The organism is Polaribacter haliotis, from assembly GCF_014784055.1.
GTDB classification, from domain to species: Bacteria; Bacteroidota; Bacteroidia; order Flavobacteriales; family Flavobacteriaceae; genus Polaribacter; species Polaribacter haliotis.
In genome coordinates, this window is the sequence record NZ_CP061813.1 from 326,442 (window position 1) to 338,521 (window position 12,080).

General features: G+C 30.1%; 10 protein-coding genes. 1 reads left to right on the forward strand and 9 read right to left on the reverse strand.

What is annotated here, in order from left to right; genetic code table 11:
- Positions 1-108: 108 nt before the first annotated feature.
- From H9I45_RS01060 to H9I45_RS01070, 3 genes are all read right to left on the reverse strand, one after another.
- Complete coding sequence (locus H9I45_RS01060; protein ID WP_088355019.1) at positions 109-1,209, reverse strand: endonuclease; 1,101 nt, start codon at positions 1,207-1,209, stop codon at positions 109-111.
- Entirely contained in the window at positions 1,209-3,341 is a 2,133-nt protein-coding gene (locus tag H9I45_RS01065) for an endonuclease (protein WP_088355018.1), read from the reverse strand. The genes H9I45_RS01060 and H9I45_RS01065 overlap by 1 nt, the downstream gene beginning before the upstream one ends.
- 78 nt (positions 3,342-3,419) lie before the next feature.
- The gene (locus H9I45_RS01070) at positions 3,420-4,634 is read right to left on the reverse strand and encodes an RsmB/NOP family class I SAM-dependent RNA methyltransferase (protein WP_088355017.1); all 1,215 of its coding nucleotides are present in this window, start codon (positions 4,632-4,634) and stop codon (positions 3,420-3,422) included.
- A 78-nt stretch (positions 4,635-4,712) separates the two neighbouring features.
- Between H9I45_RS01070 and H9I45_RS01075 the strand changes: the two genes are divergently transcribed.
- Positions 4,713-7,283 carry a DUF559 domain-containing protein gene (locus tag H9I45_RS01075; RefSeq protein WP_088355016.1) on the forward strand — a complete coding sequence of 857 codons (2,571 nt, stop codon included), beginning with the start codon at positions 4,713-4,715 and terminating at the stop codon, positions 7,281-7,283.
- Between the two features lie 12 nt (positions 7,284-7,295).
- Here the strand turns inward: H9I45_RS01075 and H9I45_RS01080 are convergent, their stop codons facing one another.
- From H9I45_RS01080 to rlmH, 6 genes are all read right to left on the reverse strand, one after another.
- Positions 7,296-7,592 carry a hypothetical protein gene (locus H9I45_RS01080; RefSeq protein ID WP_088355015.1) on the reverse strand — a complete coding sequence of 99 codons (297 nt, stop codon included), beginning with the start codon at positions 7,590-7,592 and terminating at the stop codon, positions 7,296-7,298.
- 202 nt (positions 7,593-7,794) lie between these two features.
- The gene (locus tag H9I45_RS01085; RefSeq protein WP_088355014.1) at positions 7,795-8,844 is read right to left on the reverse strand and encodes a M28 family metallopeptidase; all 1,050 of its coding nucleotides are present in this window, start codon (positions 8,842-8,844) and stop codon (positions 7,795-7,797) included.
- 70 nt (positions 8,845-8,914) lie between these two features.
- Positions 8,915-9,712, reverse strand: coding sequence for an ABC transporter ATP-binding protein (locus H9I45_RS01090; RefSeq protein WP_088355013.1), 798 nt, complete (start codon positions 9,710-9,712; stop codon positions 8,915-8,917).
- Positions 9,713-9,757: 45 nt separating this feature from the next.
- Positions 9,758-10,786, reverse strand: a complete 1,029-nt coding sequence (locus H9I45_RS01095; RefSeq protein WP_088355012.1) for a FecCD family ABC transporter permease — start codon at positions 10,784-10,786, stop codon at positions 9,758-9,760.
- Between the two features lie 40 nt (positions 10,787-10,826).
- Positions 10,827-11,408 (reverse strand): non-canonical purine NTP diphosphatase, encoded by a 582-nt coding sequence (locus tag H9I45_RS01100; RefSeq protein ID WP_088355011.1) that lies wholly within the window; start codon positions 11,406-11,408, stop codon positions 10,827-10,829.
- Positions 11,409-11,551: 143 nt separating this feature from the next.
- Complete coding sequence (gene rlmH / locus H9I45_RS01105; protein WP_088355010.1) at positions 11,552-12,025, reverse strand: 23S rRNA (pseudouridine(1915)-N(3))-methyltransferase RlmH; 474 nt, start codon at positions 12,023-12,025, stop codon at positions 11,552-11,554.
- Positions 12,026-12,080 lie beyond the last annotated feature (55 nt).

Sequence of the window (12,080 nt, forward strand, 5' to 3'; positions counted from 1 at the left end):
TTGTTTTGATGTAAAATTGTAAGTCACAAATTTAATTCTTTGTATTCAATTTTAAGCATAAAAAAACTCGCAATATTTGCGAGTTTTTTAAGAAGGTTATTAACAAAATTATTGAATAATAATTTTTCTCGATAAACTTTTCGTATCACTAGATATTTTCAAAATATAAAATCCTTTTTTTAAGTCGTTAATTCTTATTTTTTGATTAGATATTGTTGGGTTTTTAGATTGATAAATAGTAGCACCAATTACATTATATAAAACAACAGCATCTACTTTTAAATCGTTAGGAATTGTAATTGTTATTCTATTAATTGTACTCGGATTTGGGTAAATAGAAATATCTTCTAACAACAATTGTTGCTTTACAGAAAGCACAGAGCTCCAAATTTCGCTTACATATTCTGGATGATCTATAAAAGGGTTTCTGTTTTTCTGATGTTTAAAAATTTCTTCATTTCTATCTATCTCTTTTTGACTAACAGGGTCTTCTACATGCCATTTATTTAGCATATCTAAAGCCCATAGTTCAAAAACTTTATCACTAGAACCATCTAACATATTATCTGCGCCATTATTATTGTTTTCCCAAGAATTAATTTCATTTTGGTAGCGAACAGCAACATAAAATAGAGCTCTAGCAATATCTCCTTTAAATTCATCTATGGGTTCGAAAACTTTATCATTTGGGCCTGCAATTTTACTTGTACCTCTTTTAGATCCATTATTAGAAGTGTAATCTGTAGTTAAAACCTCTCCAAATGCGTAATTACTTCTTATTCCGTTCACTTTTTTATCAGTAGGAAAAACATGATGTGCATCTCCTCTTAAAGGGTGAGAGCTACTTCCTCCATACCAACTTTGGGCAAAGGTATGTTCTCTATTAAATTTATCACATTCAGTTGTACCTCCAGAACCTCTATCTTGGTCTGTAGAAAATGTGAAGTTACAATTACTGTAAATATCCCAAACTTTTCCATCATTTCTTACATCAGAAGTTTCGTATAACTCCCATAAATCTCCATAAGTTACACTTGTATCATGAAAAGCCTGTCCATTACCATCATTAATATTGTCAATTATATTTTTTAATTGTGTTTTTAATGTGAAACCACTTCCTGTTGCAGAATTGTAATATCCACTAGGTATTTGTGAAAATACCAAAAAGGAACTTAAAATAAATATTAATAAAAGTAATTTTTGCTTCATTATTCTTTAACAATTTTTATGGAATGTACTTTATTTTCAACTTCTAATTTAAGGATATAAATTCCTTTGGACAAAAAAGCTACGTTAATTTCTTTAGAAGGATTTTTAATATTCATAATATTTTTCCCTAAAAGTGTATAAATAGAGGCTTTATTGATGGTTTTATTCTTACTATTTTGTATTGTTATAATTGTATTTATTGGATTTGGATATATTTTGAATCCATCTAATAAAAAACTATTTACACTTAAAGTACTATTGTGTTTTCCTATATCATCTACAGTATCTTTTGGTAAAACATCCCATTCGTTATCTAAATCAAAAGCTGTATTTGGTTGAGAAACACCACTTTTTCGACGTAAAGTCTTGTCTTTAGCAAAATTGGCTGTTCCGCCATTATAAACACCAATTATATCAATTAGAATATCATTTTTAAACAACCCAACAGGATCATCACCATTAAAATTAATTGGTGCTCCAAAATTTGTTGCGCTAGAATTTGGTTGTACAAAGTCTGCTTCATCAATTAAAGTTTGTAAATTAGAACTTCCATTAATTATTACATAAACATCTCCTTTTATAAGTGTGCCAGAAAGTAGTAAAGGATGTTCCCATTCATCTCCCTCTTCACCACCATCTTTTTGTCTTTTTATACTGTAAGCACTTAAGTCTACATCAGCAGATGTTACATTTACAATTTCAACTGCTTTATTATTAGAAGAGCCTTCTACATATTCTGAAAAGAATAATTCATTGGCTGTTGTTGTAGAGCCATCTGTAGTTGTTGCATTTACACCAGATGATAAATTAGATTTATTATTAACTGCATCTTTAGCTAATACTTGTAAATTATAAGTTGTAGATATTGTTAAATTAGTTACCGTATATGTAATATCTGAAGTTGTTGCTAGAAAACTTCCATCAACAAAAACCTCATAACCAGTTACAGCTGTGTTGTCTGTTGAAGCTGACCAACTTGCTTTAAATGAAGTTCCTGTTTCATTACTAATAACAATATTTGCAGGTATTGTTGGGGCTTCAATATCCTCTATAGTTGTTATGTTTATTGGTGCGCTTTGCGCAGATTCATTATTTGCTACATCTTTTGCCAAAACAGTAATAACAAATGAAGTATTAGAATCTAAACCAATTATTGTTGTTGAAGTATTTGTAACATTTGAATTTAGAACTCCATCTACAAAGACATCGTAACTAGTAACAGCAACATTATCTGATGAAGCATCCCAAGAAACATCCACTGAAAATGTAGTAATATTTGTAGCAGTAACATTTGTTGGAACTGTAGGGTTTTCTGTATCTGTATTTGAGTAAATTCCCCAAATATCTTCGGCTTCAGGACCTCCCCAAATTCTTGTTGCTAATCTTGGGTTGTCTATAAAAGGATTTCTATTTCCTTGTGCTTCTAGATTACTTGTGTTTTCATGATATGTATTTCTTTGTTTTTCAAAATCGGAAACTTTATCTTCAGCATTCCATTTTAGAAATAAATCTATCATATCATCTGGAGTTGCAGAATTATCACCAATTCCAATATTACTAGGTAAACATCTGCTACCATAACGTAAATACATATACATCATCATTCTTGCAACATCTCCTTTCCATTCATCTCCAGGATACCAACCATTATTTGTTCTTAAAGATTGAACTCCAGAACCTTCTGCAAATTTTTCATTATTTCTAGAAGAGTTTCTTTGTGTATCTGAAGGCCTTAAATGGTGTGCGTCTGAACCAGGTCCAGATTCACCTAAATTTGGATTTCCTAAAGAACGAGCATAAACATGTTCTCTATTCCATTGACCAACACTACCACCATTATTATTTATGCCACGTTCTCTGTCATTGGTACCATCACTATCTGAACCATTTTCCCAACCATAAACCAATAGTACTTGACTACTGTTTTCTGGGTTTACATCTGTTGCTTTTGAGGCGTCCCATACTTGGTCGTAAGATAAAAAACGAGCATGTGTGTTTATAATTTTTGTTGCTAATTCATCTTTTAAAGACAGCCCCGTAAGATTTAAATCTACATCACTGTAATAAGATTCTTGAGCATATGAGAATACTGTAAATAAAAGAAATAGATAAAGTATATTTTTTTTCATCATTAAATTGTTTTCTAATTAATTAAAAACAATTTCTTTTTCTGCAATTCTAAATTTTATACAAGCAATTAAGTATAAAATTTATTTTCTTTCTAACAACGCCATATAAAAACCATCGAAACCAGAAATATGTGCCAATACTTTTTTGTCAGAGACAAAGGTAAAGTCTTTTCCTGATTCTGATGTTAAGAATTTATTAACTTGATCTTGGTTTTCCGATGGTAAAATAGAACAAGTTGCATACACCATTTTTCCTCCTGGTTTTACCATTTTAGAATATTGTTGCAAAACATCTTGTTGTACTTTTTTAATATTATCTATAAATTCTGGTTGTAATTTCCATTTAGAATCAGGATTTCTACGAATAACTCCTAAACCAGAACATGGAGCGTCTATTAAAACTCTGTCTGCTTTTCCATGTAATTTTTTAATTGGTTTTGTAGAATCAATTACACGCATGTCTATATTATGCGCTTTGTTTCTTTTGGCTCTAACTTTTAATTTACGAAGTTTACTTTCGTAAATATCCATTGCAATAATTTGCCCTTTATTTTCCATTAATGCAGATAAATGTAATGTTTTACCTCCAGCACCAGCGCAAGTGTCTACAACTTTCATTCCTGGTTTTACATCTAAATATGCTGCAACTAATTGAGAAGAAGCATCTTGTACTTCAAAAAAACCATTATGAAAAGCTTCTGTTTTAAAAACATTTGCTCTTTCTGGTAATACTAACGCATCTGGATGATTAGGAACAAACTCTGTAACTACATTTTCTGCATGTAATTTCTTTTGAAGAATTTCTCTAGAAATATTTAAAGTATTCGTTCTTAAAATTACTTTTGCTTGCTCGTTTAAAGCAGCAATTTCTTTTGTCCAAACTTCTTCACCTAACTCAGCAAGACAAATTTCATCCATCCAATCTGGAATAGATTCTCTAAATTTTCTTGTTTTTGATAATTCTGCAAAACGTCCTTTAATTCTTCTTTCTGGGACATGCTCTCCAATTTGATTCCAATCAGGTAAGGCAATTCCTCTTAAAACACACCAAACAGAGAACAATCTCCAAATATTATCTCTATCGTAAGGTAATTTTACTTCAGCAATTTCTGCATATAAACGATTCCAACGCACAATGTCGTAAATTGTTTCTGCAACAAATTTACGATCTCTTGCTCCCCAACGTTTGTCTCTTTTTAAGGCTTTTTCTACAGCTTTGTCTGCATATACACCTTCGTTAAAAATATCTCTAATACTGTCGATAACAGCAAATGTTAAATTTCTATGTAATCTCATTTTTCAATTATAAATCGAGTGCAAAGATACGTGAAATAAAAGGTATTTCGTATTTTCGTTTTTACAAACTTACCAAAGTTGAATTTAGATTATCCAATTACATATATAAAAGGTATTAGTGTACAAAGAGCGGCTCTTTTGTATGCAGAATTGGGTATAAAAACATGCAACGATTTATTAAATTTATTTCCTTTTAGATATATTGATAAAACCCAGTTTTATGCAATAAAAAATTTACAACCAAATTCTTCGGAAGTACAAATTGTTGGAAAAATTACACGTGTAAAATCCGTTGCTCAAAAAAGGGGAAGTAGGTTAGTAGCATCGTTCCAAGATGCTTCTGGAACCATGGAATTGGTTTGGTTTAAAGGTCAAAAATGGATTAAAGATTCACTTAAAATTAATGAACCTTATGTGGTTTATGGAAAATTGAATCATTATAATGGTAATTTTAGCATTCCACATCCAGAAATGGAATTGGTTACAGAATACAAGAAAAAGTTGCAAACTAAAATGCAACCAGTATATCCTTCCACAGAAAAATTAACGAATTCTGGAGTCTCTAATAAATTGATGCGTAATTATATCCAGAATTTGTTGCAACAGTTTTACGACGGAATTCAAGAAAGTTTATCGCAAGAAGTTTTAGAGGATTTTAAATTGATGAAAAAGCGAGATGCATTATTAAATGTGCATTTTCCTAAAAGTCAAGAAAATTTAGCGAAAGCACAAAATCGCTTAAAGTTTGAAGAATTATTTTTTATTCAATTACAATTATTGAGAAAGAAACTCATTAACAAAACTAAAAACAAAGGATTTATATTTGAAAATGTTGGCGAAGTTTTTAATCAATTTTATAGTGAAAAGTTACCTTTTGATTTAACAAATGCTCAAAAAAGAGTATTGAAAGAAATTCGAAAAGATGTTGCTTCAGGTGCTCATATGAATCGTCTTTTACAAGGAGATGTAGGTTCTGGAAAAACAATTGTTGCTTTATTAACCATGCTTTTAGCAATTGATAATGGTTTTCAAGCCACAATTATGGCACCAACAGAAATTTTGGCGAATCAGCATTTTACTGCAGTTTCAGAGCTTTTAGAAGGAATGGATATTAAAGTTGATATTTTAACTGGTTCTGTAAAAACAAAAAAACGAAGAGAAATTCACGCAAATTTAGAAGATGGAAGTCTACATATTTTGGTTGGAACACATGCTCTGTTAGAAGATAAAGTGCAATTCAAAAATTTAGGAATTGCCATTATTGATGAACAGCACAGATTTGGTGTCGCACAAAGAGCAAAATTATGGATGAAAGGTGGCCCACCTCAATCCTCCCAAAGGGAGGAGGCCCAATCTGTGCGTGAAAAATATATGACTGCTCGTCCATCAGTTTATAAATTGATGAAAGAATTGCAAAAAGATAGAAAAAAACAAACTACAGAAGCTGAACAAATTCTTTGGGAGCAATTAAGAGCTAAAAAACTTGAAAATAAATTTAGGAGACAACATATTATTGATGAATTTATAGTAGACTTTGTTTCAATTTCAAAAAAATTAATTATCGAGGTTGATGGAAAATATCACAACACAAAAGATCAAAAAGAGGCCGATGAATTAAGAACACAAATTCTTAAGGAACTAGGCTTTAAGGTGATAAGATTTAATAATGAAGAAGTTGTTGGGAATATTGAAAATGTTTTAGAAAAGATATCAGAAGAATTAAAAAGTTTACCACAAGAAGAAGAAAATAAGAGTAAGAGTTCCCTCCCTTTGGGAGGGTTAGGGAGGGCTTTTCTACCTCCCCACATTTTAGTAATGACTGCAACACCAATTCCAAGAACTTTGGCAATGTCTGTTTATGGTGATTTAGATATTTCTGTTATAGACGAATTACCTCCAGGAAGAAAAGAAGTAAAAACGGTACATCGTTTTGATAGCAACAGATTATCCGTTTTTAAATTTATGAAAGATGAAATTAATAAAGGAAGACAAGTTTATTTGGTATATCCATTGATTGAAGAATCTGAAGCTATGGATTACAAAGATTTAATGGATGGTTATGAGAGTGTTTCAAGAGAATTTCCTTCGCCAAAATATCAAATAAGTATTGTACATGGAAAAATGAAACCTGTAGATAAAGATTTTGAAATGCAACGTTTTGTTAAAGGTGAAACCCAAATTATGGTGGCAACAACTGTAATAGAAGTTGGTGTAAATGTACCCAATGCAAGTGTTATGATTATTGAAAGCGCAGAACGATTTGGACTTTCTCAATTACACCAATTAAGAGGAAGAGTTGGGAGAGGAGCAGACCAAAGTTACTGTATTTTATTATCGAGTTATAAATTATCTGAAGAAGCAAAAACACGTTTAAAAACGATGGTAGAAACCACAGATGGATTTAAAATTGCAGAAGTAGATTTAAAATTACGTGGTCCAGGAAATCTAATGGGAACTCAACAAAGTGGTGTTTTAAATTTGAAGATTGCAGATGTTGTAAAAGATTCCAAAATATTAGTAGCTGCACGAAATACGGCGATTTCAATTTTACAAGAAGATGGTAACTTATCTCAAGAAAAAAATTTACCAATAAAAACAGCGTATACAAAAATGACCAAATCTTCTAAGATTTGGTCAAATATAAGTTAATGAAACAAGATATTAATTTTGCCAAGGTTTGTAATTCTTCGCTTTTGGTCCTGTTAATTTTCTAATTTTAGTATTTCTAGCTAAAACAATTTTAGTATCAGATTTCTTTCTTTCCCAAATTTTTAAGTTTTTGAATTCCGGACCTTTTGAATCTAAATATTCAAATGTATTTAATGTTATAACCGAAGATTCTTTTTTATGCTCCCAAAATTTATAATTTTTGGCTTCTGGTCCTAAAACTCTTTTTTCGTTCTGCGCAGTTGTTTGAAATCCCATAAAAATTGCTACAATAAATAATAATTTTTTCATTAGGAATATTTTAAAATTAATTAAAACAAAATTAATTAAAATTATTTTTAAAAATGTTAATGTTTTCTGAAATTGATATTTAAAGTTAATATAAATGAGATAATCAGAATATTTTATAGGATTAATTGAAAATACAATATTATAATGCAAAAAAAGACCGAACAAAAAGTTCGGTCTTAAATATTTTAAAAAGTAAATAGAATTATTTCGTAGCTTCTTTTACTTCAGCTTTATCTGCAACAATTCTTTTATCCATATTTGCAACTTCCCAAGCTGTATGGAAAACCAAGCGTGTTCTGTTTTCTAACAGCTCATAATTAATTTTATCAGGAGTGTCAGAAGGTCTATGATAATCTGCATGAGTACCATTAAAATAGAAAATAATTGGCACATTATTTTTAGCAAAATTATAATGGTCAGATCTGTAATAGAATCTATTAGGATCATTTTCATCATTATATTTATAGTCTAAATTAATGTTCATATATTTTGCATTTACTGCTTCAGAAATGTTGTGTAATTCCGTACTCAACTTATCTGAACCAATTAAATATACATAATTAGGATCTGCTTTATGTCTATCGTCAATTCTACCAACCATATCAATATTTAAATCACAAACTGTGTTTGCTAATGGGAAAATTGGGTCTTCGTCTGTATAGTATTTAGAACCTAATAAACCTTTTTCTTCTCCAGTTACGTGTAAAAATAAAATAGAACGTTTTGGTCCTTTTCCAGCTTTTTTAGCCATTTGAAAAGCTTGTGCGATTTCTAACATTGCTACTGTTCCAGAACCATCATCATCTGCACCATTATAAATTTCTCCATTTTTAATTCCTTCGTGATCTAAATGAGCAGAAATTACTACGATTTCATCTGGTTTTTCTGAACCTTTAATAAAAGCAACAACGTTTTCAGAAGCTTTTAAAGGTGTTCTTCTTTTACGTTTGTTTAAGAATTCTGCAGGAACTTCTTGGAAATAATCGTCTCCACCTAAAGGAGAAACGATTCCTTCTGAAACATAAAAGTTTTTTAAGTATTCAACCGCCATTTTTTGCCCAGGTTCACCAGTATTTCTTCCTTCAAATTCGTCGGAAGCGTATGTAAATAAATGTTCGCCTAAGTCTTTTGCTGTAATGCTTTTAGCATATTTTGCAGCTTGATCTACATTTGCATCATCATCAGATGCATTTTTACTAGAACCACAAGCCATAAAAGCGATTGCACTAGCAACATAAAGTATTTTTTTCATCGATTAAAAAAGTATTTTGTTTGTTGTTATAAGTAACCAAATGTAACAAAAAGTTACAAGCACATCAAAATTAAATTTTGTTGATGACAAATTGTTGTAAGGTTTTGTTAAATTTTATGATATTTTTAGGAAACAAATCATCAAAAGCGTTCTTTTCTATTAATTGAGAAGTCGTGCCAAAAATAATAGCGTTTTCTGTTAATAAAATAATTTCATTTGATAATTGAATCGCCAAATTGACTTCATGTGTAGAGATTAAAATTGTTTTAGAAGTTTCTAAGACCAGTTTTTGTAAAAGTGAAAATATTTTTAAAGTATGATGCATATCTAAATGCGCTGTTGGTTCATCTAAAATAATAATTTCGGTGTCTTGCGCCAAAGCTCTAGCAATTAAAACACGTTGCAATTGTCCGTCACTTAATTCGTAAAAACGATTGTTTTTTAAATGTTCTATCTCTGTTTGTTCAATTGCATAATTCACTTTTTCAATATCCTCATTAGAAAGCTTGTCAATCCAATTTGTGTAAGGTTGTCTTCCAAGTGCAATGAGTTCAAAAACAGTTAATTGGCTTTCTGGTAGACGTTCAGTTAATACCAAGCTTAATTTGGTGGAAAGTTCTCTTTCTGTGTAATTATTTAGGTTTTTGTTTTCTAAAATAACATCACCTGAAATAGGTTTTTGAACTTTAGAAATAGTTCTTAATAAAGTTGATTTTCCAATACCATTTTTACCTAAAACACTAATTAGTTTTCCTTTTTCTATAGACAGATTTACATCAGAAAAAACAATTTTGTTTTGCTTTTTCTGTTGATAACCAATCGTTAGATTCTCGGTTTTTAGGATGATATTTTTTTCTTTATGTTCGATTTTTTTCTAAAATTTGGTTTCAAAGTTTTGCTTTGTTACTTTTTTCTACACAAATATCTTTTTCTTTCTTATCAACAACCAAATAACAACAGGCGCACCAAAAAGAGATGTAATTGCGTTAATAGGTAGTGTGAATTCACTTGTTGGTAATTGTGCAATTCCGTCGCAAATTAGCAAAATAATTGCGCCTAAAATAGCCACTGCTGGTAATAATGTTTTATGATTAGAGGTAGAAAATAACATTCTTGCAATATGAGGAACAGCCAAGCCAACAAAAGCAATTGGTCCAGAAAAAGCAGTAATTACGCCTGTTAAAAGACTAGTAACTAACAATATTATATTTCTACTCTTCTTCACATTTATTCCTAAACTTTTCGCATAATTTTCACCTAATAAAAAACTGTTTAAAGGTTTTATAATTGAAATTGTTCCTAAAATTCCAAGAAAGTAAATACTGCTAAAAACAAGAATTTCGTTCCAAGAAAGATTTCCTAAGCTTCCAAAACTCCAAAATAAATATTGTTGGATTTGTTCTGCTTCACTAAAATAAGCTAAAACACTAATAATTGCACCAGTTAAGCTACCAAACATCAATCCAATAATTAAAATTGACATGGTATTTCGAACTCTGTTTGCAGCAATAATTACGGCTGATAAAACCAAAAAAGCTCCCAAACTTGCAGCAATTGGCAAAGACCAATTAGAAACTGAATTTGTAAGGAAAAAGCCACCAAAAAGTGATGATCCTAAAATTAGCAAAGCCACTCCTAAACTTGCGCCAGAAGAAATTCCTAAAACAAAAGGGCCAGCCAATGGATTTCTAAATAAAGTTTGCATTAACAAACCACAAACAGACAAACCAGAACCAACTAAAATTGCAGTAATTGCTTTTGGTAACCTAAAATGCAGAATTATTGTTTGCCAACTTTCCTTGGCAGAAATATCGCCAATTAAAGTATTAATAATATCTTTAAACGGAATAGAAACAGAGCCCAAACTTACATTCACAAAAAATAAAACTACCAATAAAATTGATAGGATTATAAAATGTATTTTGAATGATTTTTGTTCCATGTATTGATGTCTGGTTGAGCGCAATTGAAATCTTTATAAGTTAATCTTTATAATTTGTTAAGAATTCAACCAGTTTATTAATTGCAATTCCTCTATGAGAAATTTTGTTTTTTTCTTCAGAATTCATTGTGGCGAAAGATTCACTATAACCTTTAGGTTTAAATATTGGGTCGTAACCAAAACCTTTTTCACCTTGTTTTTCTTTTAGAATTTCACCTTTGCAAATTCCTTCAAATAGAAATTGTTTTCCATTTAAATTTAAACAAACTGCTGTTCTAAATTGTGCTTTTCTATTTTCTACATTTTTTAATTCTGATAATAATTTTTGCATATTATTTTCAGAATTAGCAGGTTCTCCTGCAAAACGTGCTGAATAAACTCCAGGTTTTCCATCTAAACTTTCAACCTCTAAACCAGTATCATCTGCAAAACAGTTATAGCCAAATTTTTTAGTAATATAATCTGCTTTCAACTTTGCATTTCCTTCTAAAGTAGTTTCAGTTTCATCAACTTCATCGAAACAATTAATGTCTTTTAAACTTAAGATTTCTATAGAGTTGGAAAGCATTTCCTGAACTTCTTTTAGTTTATTTAAGTTGTTGGTTGCAAAAACGAGTTTCATATACTATAGTTCAAGGTTTAAAATTTAAGATTCAAAGTTACAAAAGTTAAGACACGAATTTCACTAATTTTATAAATCATAATAGATTTTTAAGAGAGATAAGAGTTCCTTCCCTTGGGGAAAGTTAGGATGGGCTTTGGGCTTTACTCATGATGATAAGGCTCATTCTTTAAAATTGTAAAACCTCTGTAGAGTTGTTCAACAATAAAAAGACGAATCATTTGGTGGGAAAATGTCATTTTAGATAAAGATATTTTTCCACTTGCTTTTTTATAAACAGCGTCAGAAAAACCATAAGGTCCACCAATTACTAACACTAATTGTTTAATTCCGGCATTCATTTTTTTCTGAAGATATTGCGAAAACTCGATAGAAGTAAAGTGTTTTCCTTTATCGTCCAATAAAACCAAAACGTCTGTGTTTTGTAATTTAGATAATATTAAATCTCCTTCTTTTTCTTTTTGCTGAATTTCACTCAAATTCTTTACATTTTTAATATCCGGAATTATCTCTAATTCGAACTTTATATAATGTTTTAATCGGTTTTGATATTCATCAATTAACTGAATTAAATTTTTGTTATCAGTTTTACCAATGGCGAGTAATTTAATTTTCATGTCGCAAAATTATGAATTATGAATTACGAATTACTATTTTTACATCAGAATTAAA